This window comes from Maricaulis maris (assembly GCF_003634045.1).
In the GTDB taxonomy this organism is placed as follows: Bacteria; Pseudomonadota; Alphaproteobacteria; order Caulobacterales; family Maricaulaceae; genus Maricaulis; species Maricaulis maris.
The window spans coordinates 116,927-132,330 of the sequence record NZ_RBIM01000005.1; the positions used below are offsets into that span (position 1 = coordinate 116,927).

The window sequence follows — 15,404 nt, forward strand, 5'->3', positions numbered from 1 at the left end:
AAATCAGCCTTCGGGTGTGTCAGACGATTCGGCCTCGTCGGTGGTGCGGGCCGGTTGCAGGACCATGCGCACGCGCTCGCCGGTGCCGGCTTCGCCGAAATTGGAATTGCCGGTCGCCAGATTGTTCACGAAACGATTGGTGGTGATCACATTATCGCCCTGGGTGATGACGACCTCGCCGGTCAGGGTGATGATCTCCTCGGCCATCTGATAGACGCCGCGGTCACCGCGCGCGCGCTGGGCCGGTGTGATGTAGAAAACATTGTCGGTGGCGACGATACGGTCGATATCGCCCCAGCCACCGCCTTCGCCCTCGCTTTCGCCATTATAGTACACGTCCATCCGGTCAGCCTGCAGGCTCGATTCGCCCTGCACGACGTGGACATTGCCCAGCCAGACGATGTGGCGCTCGGCGTCAAAGACCTCGAATGTGTCCGCTTCGATGTCCAGCGGAAGCGAGGAGTTGCCGATCTGGGCCAGGGCGGCATTGCCCGTGAGTGCAGCGCTCATAAGCCCGGTCAGGGCGATAGCAAGCAGGCGCATCATTGATTTCCTTCCTCGGGCGGCGCTGTCGTGTCGGGCGCGGTTCGGTCCTGTACCAGCCGTGCCCGGACATTACCGGAAAAGATGATGTGATTGCCACCATCGGAGATTTCATAGCTGTCGGCCCGGATTGTACCCATCGGGCCGGTTCCTTCCACCGCTTCCTCACCGGTCACGCGCTCATCTCGCAGGAAGATGCGGGCGTGGTTGGACTGGAATCTGTAGCCGGCGCGGGTCCGGAAATTGACGTCTGAGTAGAGATCGAGAATGCGATTGGGCAGATCGTAGCGGCCGGATTCTGCCAGCACTTGCGACACATCGGTGCCGGCTTCGAGAAAGTTATAATCGAGCCGGGGGCGCTCGAGCTCGGTGACGCCATCGGCGGCATCACGGCGCCGTATCGCGACGTCGGCCGTCACCGCATAGGGGGTGAGGTTTTCGTCCCGGCCTGTGAAACGCGGATTGGTCATGCGTACATCCGTGCTGACCGACTCGGTCTCGCCGACAGCCGCGCCACTCGACCCGAGGACCAACTGAACCACCAGCAGGCCGGTTATCGTCAGGGCGCCTGCCGTGAAGAAGAGCCGCAGGCCACGAACGAAGGCGGTTCGACGCCGGGCAACGCTCAACGCCAAGGCACGACGCGGCTCCCATCGCGCATAGGCGTTGGATTGCTGCGGCTGGAAGCCGGAAGGGGCGGTCAAGCTGGTCACCGGGTCAAATACATCCGATTGGGTCGTCGCACACGACCCTCGCGCCAGAAAGACCAGTCTTTGCTGGCCTTTTCAAGGCGGCCGCGGTCAGGAATGAGCAAAAATGTCGATTTCCGGCCAGCCGGCGAGGTCGAGACGGGCCCGCGTCGGCAGGAAATCGAAACAGGCCTTGGCCAGATCCATCCGTCCTTCCCGCTCGAGCATCATCGTCAATACGTCGCGCAGCTTGTGCAGGTGCAGCACATCCGAGGCGGCGTATTCCAGCTGTGCCGGCGACAATTCGGCGGCGCCCCAGTCCGAGGATTGCTGCTGCTTGTTCATGTCGGCGCCGACCAATTCGCGGGTGACATCTTTCAGGCCGTGGCGATCAGTATAGGTGCGGGCCAGTTTCGAGGCGATCTTGGTGCAGAAAATCGGCGCCATCGTGACGCCGAGATATTTCTCGACCATGGCGACGTCGAACCGGGCAAAATGCAGGATTTTCTCGACCGCCGGGTCGGCCAGAACCCGCTTGAGATTGGGGCAATCATAGGTCGGTCGGTCCATCTGCACGACATGGGCATCGCCATCGCCGGCCGATAGCTGGACCACGCACAACATGTCGCGGGTCAGGGACAGGCCGAGGGTTTCGGTGTCGACGGCGACGATCGGGCCGAGGTCGAGATCGGCGGGCAGGTCGCCCTTGTGGTAGTGCACAGTCATGGCGTCATCCTTGTTTGGCCCTGCGTCTAGCGCCGCGCGGCGCGCGGTGCAATGCGCGCCAGCTTGTCGGCGACGCTGATTTCATCATCGCCGTTGAGGAATTGCGGTGTTTCCAGCTCGGCCGACGGATTGCCGGCGGCAACCGCGTCCAGCATGGCGGTTACCGCGCGCCCATCCTCAGTGGCGAGCCAGGCGGCACGCCGCGCCTCGATGGCAGCTGACGTGGCACCCATCGTCTCCGGGCTCAGGCGGTCACCGGTGGTGCGGGCATCGTGCGGCCGGTCGCCAGCCATCACCGCCAACATGTCGGCACCGACATTCGGCAGGTAGTGTGATGGCTCGTAGAAGGTCGGATGGGCCTCGGTCGCGTCGGCACCCGGTGCCGCGACGGCTGCAAAGGGTCTGAAACCTGAGAAGTCCCAGACTTGTGCGCCATCGCCCGGCAGGCAGGCGTCGACGGGTTCGCGGTCGGCATGGCGGGCGAATGTGTCGGCGAGCGCGGTGCGGAAGGCGAGGTAGTCATCGCCGCGCCCGGCCCGGAACAGGGCTTCCTCGCGCCAGGCATGCAGCGGATGGATGAAGCCGATGACCTGCACCCCTTCCGCCGTCAGCCGGTCGAGCACGGTCTCGAACAGGGCCAGCCGTTCCGGATCGAAGCGATAGCCGAGATAGAAGCGATAAATGCCCCGGGCACCGCTTTCATAGCGCGTCCGCTGGGCGCCGGCCGGATAGGTATCGGCCCAGGGCACGCGCGGCTGCGATCCGGTCAGATTGTCGGCGATCAGCTGGATCGAGGCGCCGAACGTGCTGGGCGACAGGGCGACCCGGGCGCGGGCGAAATCGGCATTGCCGTCGCGCAGTGCCGACAGCCAATAGGTCGCCTTGGCCTTGGAATGGGTGCCGAACTCGTCGAGATCAAGCCCGATCACGACGCACTGCAAGGTCTCGCTGCCGGCTGCCAGGGCGGCCGCTTGCGACAGTTCAAAAATATTGGTGCCGCGCATGCCGGCATTGATGAAGCCGTCCGGCAAGTCGGCCGGATCACGCGGGAAACCATCGACCGTGCGCGATGATCCCAGGATGAGCGCGCGTTCGCCGCCGCGGGCCAGCTGGTCGCCGACATGGACCCGGCCGCCATCCTCATAGAGGCGCGTATCGCGAACGGTCAGGCCGGGAAGGTCCGGCGATCCCATGATGCCGAACGGATCGATCAGCGCATTGAAGCCCGCAAACCCGGCCAGGGACGCAAACAGGGCAATCAGCAATGTCACGGCATAGCGGTGCATCTCGGCGCGGTCCTAGAAGGTGTAATAGATGAATTCGGAGGTCTTCCAGGCGTTCAGCACCGACAGGAAGAGCAGGAAGGCGGCGCCGATGGCGGCCAGCCGGGTGAAGCGCCAGCGCAGGCCGGGTTTGGGTTTGATCTGGGCGTCCTTGAGAGTCTGTTCGTCGATCACATCGGCAAACAGTTCCGGCGTGTCGGGCAGCGACCAGACCAAAACCAGGCCGAACAGGACCCAAGCGACCAGCTCGGTCGGGACACCTTCGAGGCCGAGACCCGAAAACCCGAACATGCCAGCCAGTATGCGGCCGGCACCGGACCAGGTCTCGGCCCGGAAGAAAACCCAGGCAATGGTCGTGAAGGCGAAGGTCAATCCGATGGCGATAAAGCGGCGATGGCCATCGAACCAGCCCTTGGGTCCCCACTTGTTCCAGTAATGGTTCACCGTCAGGCCAAGGCCATGCAGCCCGCCCCAGATCACAAAGGTCCAGGCGGCACCGTGCCAGAGGCCGCCGAGCAGCATGGTCGCCATCAGATTGATCGAGCGCCGCGTCTCGCCATGCCGGTTGCCGCCCAGCGGGATGTAAAGATGGTCGCGCAGGAAATGGCTCAGCGTGATGTGCCAGCGGCGCCAGAACTCGACCACCGAGGCGGATTTGTACGGCCCGTTGAAATTGACCGGCAGGCGGAAGCCGAGGCAACGGGCCAGGCCCAGCGCCATGTCGGAATAGCCCGAGAAATCGAAGAAGATCTGCAGCGCATAGGCAATGGCTCCGAACCAGGCCGCGACCAGGCCTGGCGTGTCGCCGCGTTCGGCCATCGCAAACAGCGACGATGCGTAAGGCTCGATGCTTTCCGCAATCAGCACCTTTTTGGCCAGGCCGACCGCGAACAGCGACAGGCCGACGCCGAGATTGTCCCAGAGATCGTCCTTGCGTGTGGTGTCGTTGAATTGCGAGGCGATCTGGTGGTGCTGGATCAGCGGGCCGGCGACGATGTGCGGGAAGAAGGACACAAACAGGGCGTGCGCGAAGAAGCGGCCCGGATCGGTCTTCCGGCGTGCCACATCGACCAGGTAGGAAATCTGCTGGAAGGAGAAGAAGGATATCGCCAGCGGCAGGCCGAGGCCGAGCTCGGGAATATCCAGCCCGGTCAGCGCATTGATATTGCCGGCCAGGAAGTCGGCATATTTGAAAAAGCCGAGCAGGGAGAGGTTGAAGATGATGCCGATGGCCAGCAGGGGCTGGTTGCCCCATCGACGCATCAGTCGCGCCACGATGTGGTTGATGATCACTGAGCCGAGCAGCAGCAGGACGTGGCGGATGAACCAGAGCGAGCGGATCAGGCTCTCAAGCGTCCAGCCGTCCAGCTCGTGCCAGGGTGCCCGCGACAGGTCCCACCACGCATAGAAGAAGAAGCTCGCGGCGGCGAGCAGTGACAGCGCCGTCCAATGCGAGATGTAACGCCGCGCCAGATAATAGGTGAGCAGCACGCCGGGCAGGAAAAGGAACAGGAATTCGAAGGAATTGAAGATCATTGCCGCGCCGCACCGGAAGTCGCAGCGACGCTAGCCCTCCCCCGTCCAGGCGGCAAGGCAGGCCTGCACGCGGCAGCGTTATCCACAGGGGGCGCCTCCTTTTGTGACATTTGGATGTCTTAACGGGGTGTAAATGGAAAAAATTCTGCATCAAAATGTCCACGAGGGTGATGCAATAGCCTTAATTTTCATGCCATGCGGTCCATTACGAAAACTTTCGAACGATCCGTATACGGACTTTACATTCGCGGCATGATCTGTAACATTAGTGTCATACACAATCCTATCGAGTTTCTCGCAGGAGGGAGACCACATGAAAAACCAAAGCAAAATGATCGCCGCTTCCCTCGCCGCGTCCTTCGCCTTCATGGCACCGGCCCCGGCCCAATCCCCCGACAGTGGGGAAGCATTCCTTCTCGAAATGATGGGCGAACGCGCCTGGGAAGTATCCTGTCAGTTGACGCAGGGTGATGGCGACAGTGTCGCAACCCGCGAGCGGGGCCGCGGCCTCCTCGACAATGGCCGCTTCTCCGTTGGCGACGTCGTCGGTGGCCTGTGCACCTATTCGGTGCCGGACCGCGGTGAGCTGCGCCTCACGCTGCATGTCGAACATACCCAGCTGGAATGCCCGTTCACGGTCACCGAGGCCGGCTTCTGCCGCGCCTATCTCCAGCCTGGCGACAGCGGCAGCTTCAATGTCCAGCGCCGCTCAACGCCGGTCGCGACCGGCTCGTAAGCGCCACATGCGATAACCTGTACGAAGCACGACAGGTAAAAAGACGCCCGGCTGCCTCCCCCGCAGCCGGGCGTTTTCGTGTGGATGTCTGATCCGGTGGTGACCGGACCGGACGGCGCAATCCTAGTCCGGCAAGTCAATCGAGTTCATGATCGCTTCGACTTCCGGCGCGACCGCATCATAGTAATGCAGCTCCGGCGCCATGAAGAGCACCAGGTCGAGCCGGTCATCATGCGCGATGGTGGCGGCCTCGCCCTTCACCCGCATGCCATTCTGCCAGATGCCGGTCAGGCCGAAGCGCAGCCCGTCGACGCCGTCAAACTCTGCCGGCCGGATCAGATCGGCCTCGACATCGCTATAGCCGATCATTTCCAGGCTCGATGTGATGAATTCGACGATTTCGAACTCGCTCGACCCGGCGGTGTAGAGCGGCATTTCAACATTGCGGCGGGCGCGCACGAGGCCTTCGGAGTCAGGAATGGAAACCAGGTGGACCCGGTTGAGCAGAACGCCGTCCTGCGTCAGGAACTCGCCATTGGTCGCCGGATTGATTTGCGACGGCCAGCGCGACCAGTCTTTCTGCAGCATCACCGAAAAGTCACCCTCGGTCTCGAACGGTCCGGCCGGTGCGGCAACCGGCACAACGGCGCAGGCGGAAAGGCTGGCGGCGACAAGGCCGCAGATCAGAAGGCGTTTCATGGTTGTGTCCCCGTCAAGTCAGTGATCAGGCGTTCGATCAGATACCGGTCGCGTGCCTGGGGTGAATGGTCGAGATAGGCCTGGAAGGCTGCTGCAGCTGCCGGGTTGTCGCCTTGTGCCCGGCGCATCTCGCCGATAGCGCGCCAGGCATCCGCCGGTGCGTCGGCGTGGCGGGTCGCCGCTTCAAACTCGGCCAAGGCGAGCGCGTCATCGCCGTCATCGGCCCGCATCGCATAAATGCGGCCGCGCGCATATTGCAAGACACCGAGATCCTCGCCCTGCCCGGCCAGGCGATCAACCAGCGCCAAGGTGGCGCCGTGGTCTCGCCGTACGATATGCATGTCCAGCCAGTCCTGAAGGAAGGGGCGGATGATCCGGCGATAAGCGGCGCGATCGCCGTCATGGACGGGCAGGTCCGCAGCCTGGGCGGTGAGTGATGCAATGCGTACATCAATATCGGGATGCGTGCCGAAAACCCCGCCATCATTGCCCCGGCGGGTCACCTCGTCATGGTCGGACGCGGTCAGTTCATCCAGGAGATTGCTCCAGATTGCCGCGCCGGCATCGGCGGAGTAGCCGGCCTCGGTGGCATGGATCAGCCCCTTGGTGTCGGCCTCGGTTTCCTGGGATCGCGAGAAGGACAGGGCGCCGCCATAGGCGAGAAGCGAGCCGAATGATGACAGTCCGCCGCCGCCTGCCACACCGATGACGCTGCCCAGCACCGTGGAGGTGACATTGGCGTTGCGCATGGCGGCATGACGTTCGAGGAAATGGTTTTCCTCGAAATGTACGAATTCATGTCCCAGCACGAAGGCCAATTCATCGGTGGTTTCCGCGCGCAACAACAAGCCGGTATTCACGATCGCCATGCCGTTTGGCGCCATTGAGGCATTGAAAGTGGGCGATTCCAGTATGTAAAGGCGCAGGTCGTCGCAGAATGTGCCGGCCACCTCACAGATGCGCGCATTCACCCACGCGTTGAGCGCCGGGTCGGAATTGAGTTGTCCCGAGGCCTGCAGTCGGGATTCGGCTTCATCGGTCTGGTACCACAGGCTGGCTTCCGTCGATGACAGGTCCATCGGACGATCGCCGGCGCTGCGAACCCCGTGGTCGGTCGAGGCGCAGGCAGCAAGGCTCACTGCGAGGCCGGCCGCAAGGCCGAGCCGGGTCAGGGAGTTCAGCATCGGAGCCGCCCTATTCGAGCGGCAGATTGTTCAGAACGCGCGTGACGATGCCGGCCGACTCGCCTTCGTCGCGCGCATCGCCAAGCGTGGCCTGTGCGCGCTCAACGATATCGCCAGTCTCCAGATCGATGATCGTGCCGATCGTGGCCCGGACATTCTGCGATGGCGGGGTGAAACCGGTCGCCGTCCCGACTAGGACCTGGGTCATGAACACGCCGCCGCTTTCGATCTGCGAGTAGTGATCGACGAAAATCGCGCGGTCGGCATTGTAATGCTCGCGCAGCAAGGATGCTGTCTCGCCCAGCGTAATGTCGTGATTGCTGCCCCGGCCGCCCTTGTGCGGCATGTTCAGATCGGCCGAGGCTGAGACCAGTTCGAACAGGTAGAGCAGTTGCTGGATCTCGTCAGCGTGCTGCGCATCGCTGTCAAAGCCTGTCACCGTATAGCCGGCGGAGGAGATCTGGTCGCTGAAATGGCCGCGCAGATTATTGGTCGCCGCCTCGGTCCAGTCGGCACGCACTTCGGCACCACCGGTGGTGATGAAGATGATCTCGGCATTGGGTTCCATGATCAGGTACTGCGCCGGCGCATGGCCGTCGGCAGGGGCGTCATCGGCATGAGCAGAAAACGGCGCAATGAGTCCCCCGACCGCCAAGGTGGCGGCCAACGCAACATGTTTCATGGATAGTCCCCCAGAATATTTCCGGTTCATCCTGAAAGGCGGCGCCCGTGTCCGTCAAGTCCGATCTCACGTAAGGTTGTGGATTTTTGCACCAGTAGGCGCGCCGGATCCGGCAATGCACTGCGAAATCATACCGAAGAATTCCGGACAACCTGCCCGTCGGCGCGACGGGTTTATTCCTTGAAAGGAAAGCAATGGTGCCCAGGAGAAGACTCGAACTTCCACTCCCTTGCGGGAACTGGCACCTGAAGCCAGCGCGTCTACCAATTCCGCCACCTGGGCAGGTGTGCGAGGCGCGGTAACTAAAGCCGGGGCGGGGCGCTGTCAACGGGCTGATTGCACGCCGCGCTGTGTTCGACACTTCAGTACCGTGCGCATTGCCGCATGGACAGGCGCGCGGTTTTTTGGTCTATCCCGGACAAAGCCTATTTGCACGAGGGCATTCCATGCTGCGAGACGAGATCATCACCGTGTTCGGCGGGTCCGGCTTTGTCGGGCGTCATGTGGTTCGGGCGCTGGCCAAGGCCGGCTACCGGGTGCGCGTCGCCTCGCGCCGACCGCATCTGGCGCAGGACCTGCGGGTCATGGGCGTGGTCGGTCAGGTCCAGCTGGTGCAGGCCAATTTGCGCGTTCCGGCCTCGGTCGAGCGGGCGCTGGATGGTGCCGCTGGCGTGGTCAATCTGGTCGGTGTTCTCAATGAGGGCGGTCGTCAGACCTTTACCCGCCTGCATGCGCTGGGCGCCAAGACGATCGCCGACACGGCGGCGGCGATGGGCATCGAGCGCATGATCCAGGTCTCGGCCATTGGCGCCTCGGACGACAGTGCCTCGCGCTATGCCCACACCAAGGCCGAAGGCGAGGCTTCGGTGCTGGCGGCCCTGCCGCAGGCCACCATCCTGCGGCCCTCGATCGTGTTCGGCACTGAGGATGGTTTCTTCAACCGCTTCGGCGCGATGGCCCGCTTCGTGCCGGCCCTGCCGCTGTTCGGTGGCGGCAAGACCCGGTTTCAGCCGGTCTTCGCCGGCGATGTCGGCAAGGCTGTCCTGGCGGCGTTTGAGCGCAGCGATGCGCGCGGCGAAACCTACGAGCTGGGTGGTCCCGGCATCTATACATTTGAAGAGCTGATGCGCTTCATCCTGGCCGAGATCGACCGGCCGCGCCTGCTGCTGCCCTTGCCCTGGACAATCGGCAAGGTGATCGCGACGATTTCCGAACTGGTCGGCGCCCTGCCGCTGATGCCGACCCTGATCACCAATGACCAGCTGGTGCAGCTGAAGTCCGACAATGTCGTGTCGGATGGCGCCAAGGGTCTGTCTGATCTGGGTATTGTGGGTGAAACCGTCGAAGCGATCGTGCCGAGCTATCTGGTCCGCTATCGTCGTTATGGGCAATTCCACGAACGCGAAGCCTGAGCGGGTTTCAGTCCTGGTGAGTTTTTGACGGGCCGCGTGTCAGCGCGGCCCGTTTTCATGCCGATTTGGTCGCGGTGCTGTGGCGAAACCAGGCAAGCAGCGGCAGTCCGGCGGCGAGGACCAGCATGCCGCCGAGCCCGAGTGGCCCGTTCCACGGCCATTGCGGGGCTGACAGAAAGATCAGTGACGCGCCGGCGACGGCATTGAGCGACCCGTGCATACCGGCGGCGGCTATCAGCCCGCCGCGCTCGCGCGCCAAGGCGTGATAGGGTGTCCACAGGATTGTGAAGACCGTCATGACCGCGACACCGGTCCATCCCAGGCCGGGATAATTATAGCCCATCAGGATAATCGGGCCGTGCCAGATGCCCCAGATGGCACCAATCACCAGGCACATCGGCCAGAAGCCGAGGCCGGCCAGTCGCGGCTGCAGCCAGCCACGCCAGCCGATCTCCTCGCTGATCATCAGGAAGACCGTGTTGAAGGCGATGCCAACCGGCAGACCGATCGCGAATTGCAGCGTCAGCAGGGTTGCCGGTTCCATCGGCACGGTCTGTCCGCTCGCCTCGACCTGGGCGACCAGGAAGGCTGCCGGATCACCAGCAGGCTGTCCGGACAGGGCAAGAGTCACGATGACCGACAGGGCGCAAATGGTCACCGGGACCAGCCAGGCCAACAGGGTCCAGCGCAGGACTTGCGCGACCCGGAAGCCCCGCAGGCCCAGCGCCGCGAGGCGACGGCCCTTGTCAAACAGGAGGCTGGTCACCAGAGCGGCGACGCCGGGCCCCATCATCATGAGCGCGAGCAGGCCGGCGCTGCCGAGCGGGCCCTGGGCGCCAAGGCCACCCGTTGCGTGAATATACCCGGCGACACTCCAGCTCGACGCAAAGGCAAGCAACAGGAATACGGTGATGGCACGCATGGCGGAGTCCCCTCCATTCGTCTCAGGGCTTTGAGCATGGCCCCGAGACATTATGGCGTCACTCTAAATAGCGAAGGCCAGCAGGGCGAGACCCAAGGCGATGCGATAGAGGACGAAGGGCAAAAACCCGATCCGGTCGACCAGCTTCATCAGAACTGCAATCGCCGCCCAGGCTGTCACGAAGGACAGGCCAGCCACGATCAGACCGTCTGTCAGGCTGGCGCCACCGCCATCGGCACCGGCGCGGGCCAGTTCGATCATTGAGATGAAGCCGAACGCGCCGATCACCGGGATTGCCATCAGCATGGAAAAACGGGCGCTTTCGCTGCGGGTCAGTCCCAAAGCGCGGCCGGCGGTCATGGTCACGCCTGAACGCGAGGCGCCGGGGATCAGGGCGAAGAGCTGGGCCAGTCCGATCAGGGCGGCCTGTTTGAAACTCATCGTCTCGATTGTGTGGATTTTCGGGCCATAACGGTCGGCGAGCCAGAGCGGCAGGGCGAACACCAGGGTCGAGATCGCGATCACGGTCGGCGAGCGCAGCGTATCGACGAGGTCAAGGGCGACCAGGGCGCCGGCGATGATGAAGATCGGCGGCATCGAAGCGCCGACCAGCAGCGCGATTCGCCCGCCCGGCGTGAGACGGCCTCGCAGCAGGGCCAGCTTGCCGAGGGCGACTGAGCCGATGTCACGGCGGAAATAGACCAGCACGGCGAGCAGCGAGCCGGCATGCGCCATGACGTCGATCAGCGGACCCTGGTCGGCTTGGCCGGTCAGTTGCGGGGCGAGGATGAGATGGGCCGAGGACGAGATCGGCAGGAATTCGGTGATGCCCTGAACGAGCGCGAGAATAACGAGATAGATCAGGCTCATGGCAGGGTCCTGCGGCAATCGGGCGGGCCGATAGTCGGGCAAAGCAGCGCGCTTGGCCAGTGCTCCGTTCGCCCGGCTGCAGGCGGGGCGCTGCGGCCTGATTGACGCCGGCGGCGTAGCGGACCAAAACCGCAGCAAAGGATATCGCCATGCCTCATGACTTCGCCGCCGGTCCCGGCGGACCCGGACGTCTCAGCCCGAAGGATGCGCTCAGCCATACCGGCCAGGCGACGGCGGCGTCTGTGGTTGTCGCCCTGATCCTGACCCTGACCAAGGCGGTTGTCTGGTGGATGTCCGGGTCGGTCGCCCTGCTGGCTTCGATGGCCGACAGCCTGCTCGATCTGACCGCCTCCCTGACGGTCTATCTTTCGGTGCGATACGCTGCCGAACCGGCCGATGCCGAACACCGGTTCGGGCATGGCAAGGCGGAGGCCTTTGCCGGCATATTGCAGGCGATTTTTGTGGCGATGTCGGCGGTGTTGCTGTTGCGCGAAGGCGTCGAGCATTTGTTCAACCCGGTCGAAATCCGGGCCGGTGGTTGGGCGCTCGGTGTGATGGTTCTTTCTATCGTGCTGACCGTAGGCCTGCTCGTGATCCAGACGCGGGCCGTCAGGGAGACCGGATCGGTCGCCGTTGAGGGGGACAGGGCGCATTATTTCTCGGACCTGGGCGCCAATGGCGTTGTCATCATCGGCATTCTCGGTGCCACGCTGGGTGGTTGGTTCTGGCTCGACGGGCTGGCGGCACTTGCTGTTTCAGGCTGGCTGTTCTGGACCGCCTGGGGCGTGGCCCGGTCGGCCGCCGATCAGCTGATGGACCGCGAACTTCCCGACGCGGCGCGTGACCATATCGCGGCATTGGCGCGCGATGATCCACGTATCATTGACATTCACCAGCTCCGCACCCGTGCCGCTGGTCCGCTGGTCCATATCCAGTTTCACATGGCACTGGATCCGGGCCTGTCCCTGCGCGAGGCGCATACCATCCTGATCGAGTGCGAGCGTCGCTTGCTGGCCGCCTATCCGGCAGCCGACATCATCATCCACGCCGATCCGCACGGCGAGGCGGAACCGCATGGTGGTGAATTCTTCAATACAGAAACCACGTCCAAGGACGCTTAGACTTCCGGTTGAAGCGGGTTAGCCTGATACCATGCGAACGCTCCACTTCTGGCCCCTCGACCCGTTTTCCCGACAGGTTCGCCTCGCGCTCGAGGAGAAATCCCTGCGCCATGACCTGCAGCTGGAAGTGCCGTGGGAGCGTCCGGACGATCTCTTGTCGCTCAATCCCGCCGGCACGACGCCGGTCCTGGTCGATGAGAGCGGCGGCGGCCGCCGGGTGATCGTCGAGAGCCGCGCCATCCTGGAATATCTCGAAGAAACAACGCCCAGCCCCTGCCTCTTGCCGGGCGGACCGGCGGAGCGCGCCGAGGCGCGCCGTCTGGTGGACTGGTTCGACCGCAAATATGATGGCGAGGTCAACGCCTATCTCCTGCATGAAAAACTGGAGAAGCGGGCCCAGGGCCTCGGCGCTCCCGACCCGGCCGCCCTGCGCGCCGGGCGCGAGCATCTGCGCTGGCATCTCGACCATCTCGCCTGGCTCTTGGAAGCCCGCGACGGCCTCGCCGGGCCGCGCTATACGCTGGCCGATATCGCCGCCGCCGCCCACCTGTCCTGCGCCGACTATCTCGGCGATGTGCCGTGGGACGAGTTCGAGCCGGTCAAGCAATGGTATTCCCGCGTCAAATGCCGCCCGGCCTTTCGCGGCCTCTTGACTGACAAACTGCCCGGTGTTCCGGCAGCGGCGCATTATGCGGATCTGGATTTTTGATGATGCGATTGTTCGTTCTGATTGTCTTGCTGTTTGGTTGGCTTCCGGCGGCACCAAGTCTTGCCCAGAGCGCGGACAATGCCGCGGTCTCATTTGAAGATACCCAGCGTGTCATCGAGTGGGTGAATGATCGAAATTCGGTGTTGGGGCAGATGGTAGTCGCGCCGGCCCGATTGGTGGCAGTCGTTCAGGAGTTGCGGCCGCTGCTGGAAACGCAAGAAGACCCGGAACGGCTTCGCCAGGCTTTTGACGAGGCGATCGAAAGATTGATTCGTGCCCAAGAACGAATGTCGGAGGCGAATGCGGGGCTATCCGAAGCGCCGGTCGTCGCTGGAGACGAGTCACAAAGCCATCGCCTCGAAGCGTCCCGGCGTTCCGTGGACCTGATTCATCGGCAGGCTGACGACATTCTGGCGCGAGGCATCGCCGAGTTGCGGAGCACCCGTGACAGTTTGGAATCTGCCAACTTCACATTGCGGGTTTTGAGCGTTGATGCCGAGATAGCGCTGCTTGAGGCCAACATCCTGCAGAAAGAAACGATGCGCTCAAACGACCCAACAAATCCAGGGAGTCTTGCAAATCTTGCGAGTGAGCAAGTGTTGAGAATGAACAGAGACCTGGCGGTAATGGTGCGGAGTTGGATCGTCGGCGAGGGACTCGAAACCGCGTTGTTTCAGGCGCAGATCGTTGAGCAGTATCGCGATCTGATAATGGCGCAGCAAAGCGGTATCCGGCGCATTGTCTACGAGCAACTCAATATATTGGAGCAGTCGCTTGTCGATATGCCCGACGATGAGCGCACGGAATGGTTTGCATCCTTTACCATGCTATCTGAGTTTTTTTTGGCCTACGAGGAAACAGCAGACCTGCTGCTCGAAAGTGCCGGTGTGATCGACGACTTTCTTGACGTGTATCCTGATGCTGAGTCGGAACAACACAGGCTGCAAATCATTGGTCAAACGGCGCAACGCCTCAACGCGCTAACGCTGCGCCGTAACGAGTTGCTTGTCAGGCAAGACCGAATGGCCAGCGAGGTCGCACAGGCTATGGAAAATCATTGAACGGCCAAGACCTCAAATCCCTCGCCCTAGAGCTCGGCTTCTCCACCGCCCGCATCTGCCGGGCCGACGAGGCCTGGTCTGCCGGTGAGCGTCTCGCGGAATATGTCGCCGACGGGCATCACGGTTCGATGGCCTGGATGGAAGAGACGCTCGAGCGGCGTCAGCATCCCACCGCCATGTGGGCGGACGCAAAATCTGCCGTGGTGGTCGGTCTGAATTACGGGCCGGAGCAGGATCCGCTGCCTTTGCTGGAGCGGCGCTCGGAAGGCGTGGTTAGCGTCTATGCGCAAAACGCCGATTATCATGATCTGCTGAAGAAGCGTCTGAAACATCTGGCGCGCGCCTTTGCCGAGAAAACCGGCAAGCAGGTCAAGGTCTTCGTCGATACCGCGCCATTGATGGAAAAGCCGCTGGCGGAAAAAGCGGGTGTCGGCTGGCAGGGTAAACACACCAATCTGGTCAGTCGTGAGTTCGGATCCTGGCTGTTTCTGGGGGTGATGCTGACCGAGGCCGAGCTGGAGCCGGATGAGGCCGAACGCGACACCTGCGGCTCGTGCCGGGCCTGTCTCGATATCTGCCCGACAAGGGCCTTTCCTTCGCCCTACCGGATCGATGCACGGCGCTGCATTTCCTACCTTACCATCGAGCACAAGGGCGTCATTGCGGAGGAATTCCGCAAGCCGATGGGCAACCGGATTTATGGCTGTGATGATTGTCTGGCGGTTTGCCCGTGGAACAAGTTCGCGCAGACCAGTGTGGAAACGGCCTTTCATCCACGGCCGGAGCTGAAAGGCCCGCTCCTCGCTGAACTGGCGGCACTTGATGACGCGGCTTTCCGGCAGGTCTTCACAGCGTCGCCGGTCAAGCGGATCGGTCGGGACCGTTTTGTTCGCAATGTGATGATTGCGGTCGGCAATTCGGGTGATCCGGCCTTGCTGGCCACGGTCGAGGCGGGGCTTGAAGACGCGTCGGCCCTCGTCCGCGGCATGGCAGTATGGGCGTTGGCACAGCTCGATCCGGGCCGCGCGCGGACCCGGGCCGAACGCGATGCCGAGGCCGAAGGCGACGAAGCTGTTCGTGCTGAATGGCGGGCCGTGTCGCGGTCCGGCGATCAAACGGTTTCGTATTGAGGGGATATTATCCTTTTGCGGACAGATTGACGGCTTGGAATTTTGTGACAACGCGTCGGGGGGGCGCCAGTCATGGCTCTACGATACAAGGGGCGTCACCG

At 63.0% G+C, this 15,404-nt stretch carries 16 protein-coding genes and 1 tRNA gene; 6 read left to right on the forward strand and 11 right to left on the reverse strand.

The window, feature by feature from the left end; genetic code table 11:
* Positions 1-3 precede the first annotated feature (3 nt).
* From C7435_RS11380 to C7435_RS11400, 5 genes are all read right to left on the reverse strand, one after another.
* The gene (locus tag C7435_RS11380) at positions 4-543 is read right to left on the reverse strand and encodes an LptA/OstA family protein (protein WP_158025648.1); all 540 of its coding nucleotides are present in this window, start codon (positions 541-543) and stop codon (positions 4-6) included.
* Entirely contained in the window at positions 543-1,247 is a 705-nt protein-coding gene (gene lptC, locus C7435_RS11385; RefSeq protein WP_075191482.1) for an LPS export ABC transporter periplasmic protein LptC, read from the reverse strand. The genes C7435_RS11380 and lptC overlap by 1 nt, the downstream gene beginning before the upstream one ends.
* Before the next feature lie 96 nt (positions 1,248-1,343).
* On the reverse strand, positions 1,344-1,958 hold the full coding sequence (locus tag C7435_RS11390; RefSeq protein ID WP_075191411.1) for a ribonuclease D: 615 nt from the start codon (positions 1,956-1,958) through the stop codon (positions 1,344-1,346).
* 26 nt (positions 1,959-1,984) lie between these two features.
* On the reverse strand, positions 1,985-3,244 hold the full coding sequence (locus C7435_RS11395) for a hypothetical protein (protein WP_121211604.1): 1,260 nt from the start codon (positions 3,242-3,244) through the stop codon (positions 1,985-1,987).
* A gap of 12 nt (positions 3,245-3,256) precedes the next feature.
* The gene (locus C7435_RS11400) at positions 3,257-4,777 is read right to left on the reverse strand and encodes an MBOAT family O-acyltransferase (protein WP_121211605.1); all 1,521 of its coding nucleotides are present in this window, start codon (positions 4,775-4,777) and stop codon (positions 3,257-3,259) included.
* Between the two features lie 313 nt (positions 4,778-5,090).
* On the opposite strand from C7435_RS11400, the gene C7435_RS11405 reads away from it, so the two are divergent.
* Complete coding sequence (locus C7435_RS11405) at positions 5,091-5,513, forward strand: hypothetical protein (protein WP_075191408.1); 423 nt, start codon at positions 5,091-5,093, stop codon at positions 5,511-5,513.
* A 123-nt stretch (positions 5,514-5,636) separates the two neighbouring features.
* Here C7435_RS11405 and C7435_RS11410 read toward each other — a convergent pair whose 3' ends face one another.
* The 4 genes from C7435_RS11410 to C7435_RS11425 form a co-directional block, all read right to left on the reverse strand.
* The gene (locus tag C7435_RS11410) at positions 5,637-6,212 is read right to left on the reverse strand and encodes a hypothetical protein (protein ID WP_121211607.1); all 576 of its coding nucleotides are present in this window, start codon (positions 6,210-6,212) and stop codon (positions 5,637-5,639) included.
* A complete protein-coding gene (locus tag C7435_RS11415; RefSeq protein WP_121211609.1) occupies positions 6,209-7,396 on the reverse strand; it encodes a M48 family metallopeptidase in 1,188 nt (395 codons plus the stop codon). Before C7435_RS11415 ends, C7435_RS11410 begins: the two co-directional genes overlap by 4 nt.
* Positions 7,397-7,406: 10 nt before the next feature.
* Entirely contained in the window at positions 7,407-8,078 is a 672-nt protein-coding gene (locus tag C7435_RS11420) for a hypothetical protein (protein WP_121211611.1), read from the reverse strand.
* A 195-nt stretch (positions 8,079-8,273) separates the two neighbouring features.
* Positions 8,274-8,360: transfer RNA gene (locus C7435_RS11425), tRNA-Leu, on the reverse strand.
* Positions 8,361-8,524: 164 nt separating this feature from the next.
* Between C7435_RS11425 and C7435_RS11430 the strand changes: the two genes are divergently transcribed.
* Entirely contained in the window at positions 8,525-9,490 is a 966-nt protein-coding gene (locus C7435_RS11430) for a complex I NDUFA9 subunit family protein (protein ID WP_121211613.1), read from the forward strand.
* 55 nt (positions 9,491-9,545) lie between these two features.
* Here C7435_RS11430 and C7435_RS11435 read toward each other — a convergent pair whose 3' ends face one another.
* Positions 9,546-10,412: a CPBP family intramembrane glutamic endopeptidase gene (locus C7435_RS11435; protein ID WP_075191403.1), complete on the reverse strand. Its 867-nt coding sequence runs from the start codon at positions 10,410-10,412 to the stop codon at positions 9,546-9,548.
* A gap of 63 nt (positions 10,413-10,475) precedes the next feature.
* Positions 10,476-11,282 carry an undecaprenyl-diphosphate phosphatase gene (locus C7435_RS11440; protein WP_121211615.1) on the reverse strand — a complete coding sequence of 269 codons (807 nt, stop codon included), beginning with the start codon at positions 11,280-11,282 and terminating at the stop codon, positions 10,476-10,478.
* A 149-nt stretch (positions 11,283-11,431) separates the two neighbouring features.
* Between C7435_RS11440 and C7435_RS11445 the strand changes: the two genes are divergently transcribed.
* From C7435_RS11445 to queG, 4 genes are read left to right on the forward strand one after another with little or no spacing between them, the layout of a single operon-like run.
* Entirely contained in the window at positions 11,432-12,403 is a 972-nt protein-coding gene (locus tag C7435_RS11445; protein ID WP_121211617.1) for a cation diffusion facilitator family transporter, read from the forward strand.
* Positions 12,404-12,434: 31 nt separating this feature from the next.
* Positions 12,435-13,112, forward strand: coding sequence for an FtsZ-binding protein FzlA (fzlA, locus tag C7435_RS11450; RefSeq protein WP_075191400.1), 678 nt, complete (start codon positions 12,435-12,437; stop codon positions 13,110-13,112).
* Positions 13,112-14,173 carry a hypothetical protein gene (locus C7435_RS11455; protein WP_121211619.1) on the forward strand — a complete coding sequence of 354 codons (1,062 nt, stop codon included), beginning with the start codon at positions 13,112-13,114 and terminating at the stop codon, positions 14,171-14,173. Before fzlA ends, C7435_RS11455 begins: the two co-directional genes overlap by 1 nt.
* The gene (gene queG / locus C7435_RS11460) at positions 14,170-15,303 is read left to right on the forward strand and encodes a tRNA epoxyqueuosine(34) reductase QueG (RefSeq protein ID WP_121211621.1); all 1,134 of its coding nucleotides are present in this window, start codon (positions 14,170-14,172) and stop codon (positions 15,301-15,303) included. Before C7435_RS11455 ends, queG begins: the two co-directional genes overlap by 4 nt.
* The last annotated feature ends 101 nt before the right edge of the window (positions 15,304-15,404 follow it).

Coding starts and splice junctions, on each gene's coding strand:
- C7435_RS11380 (WP_158025648.1), bottom strand. CDS start 543: ATGCGCCTGCTTGCTATCGCCCTGACCGGGCTTATGAGCGCTGCACTC.
- C7435_RS11390 (WP_075191411.1), bottom strand. CDS start 1,958: ATGACTGTGCACTACCACAAGGGCGACCTGCCCGCCGATCTCGACCTC.
- C7435_RS11395 (WP_121211604.1), bottom strand. CDS start 3,244: ATGCACCGCTATGCCGTGACATTGCTGATTGCCCTGTTTGCGTCCCTG.
- C7435_RS11400 (WP_121211605.1), bottom strand. CDS start 4,777: ATGATCTTCAATTCCTTCGAATTCCTGTTCCTTTTCCTGCCCGGCGTG.
- C7435_RS11405 (WP_075191408.1), top strand. CDS start 5,091: ATGAAAAACCAAAGCAAAATGATCGCCGCTTCCCTCGCCGCGTCCTTC.
- C7435_RS11410 (WP_121211607.1), bottom strand. CDS start 6,212: ATGAAACGCCTTCTGATCTGCGGCCTTGTCGCCGCCAGCCTTTCCGCC.
- C7435_RS11415 (WP_121211609.1), bottom strand. CDS start 7,396: ATGCTGAACTCCCTGACCCGGCTCGGCCTTGCGGCCGGCCTCGCAGTG.
- C7435_RS11420 (WP_121211611.1), bottom strand. CDS start 8,078: ATGAAACATGTTGCGTTGGCCGCCACCTTGGCGGTCGGGGGACTCATT.
- C7435_RS11430 (WP_121211613.1), top strand. CDS start 8,525: ATGCTGCGAGACGAGATCATCACCGTGTTCGGCGGGTCCGGCTTTGTC.
- C7435_RS11435 (WP_075191403.1), bottom strand. CDS start 10,412: ATGCGTGCCATCACCGTATTCCTGTTGCTTGCCTTTGCGTCGAGCTGG.
- C7435_RS11440 (WP_121211615.1), bottom strand. CDS start 11,282: ATGAGCCTGATCTATCTCGTTATTCTCGCGCTCGTTCAGGGCATCACC.
- C7435_RS11445 (WP_121211617.1), top strand. CDS start 11,432: ATGCCTCATGACTTCGCCGCCGGTCCCGGCGGACCCGGACGTCTCAGC.
- fzlA (WP_075191400.1), top strand. CDS start 12,435: ATGCGAACGCTCCACTTCTGGCCCCTCGACCCGTTTTCCCGACAGGTT.
- C7435_RS11455 (WP_121211619.1), top strand. CDS start 13,112: ATGATGCGATTGTTCGTTCTGATTGTCTTGCTGTTTGGTTGGCTTCCG.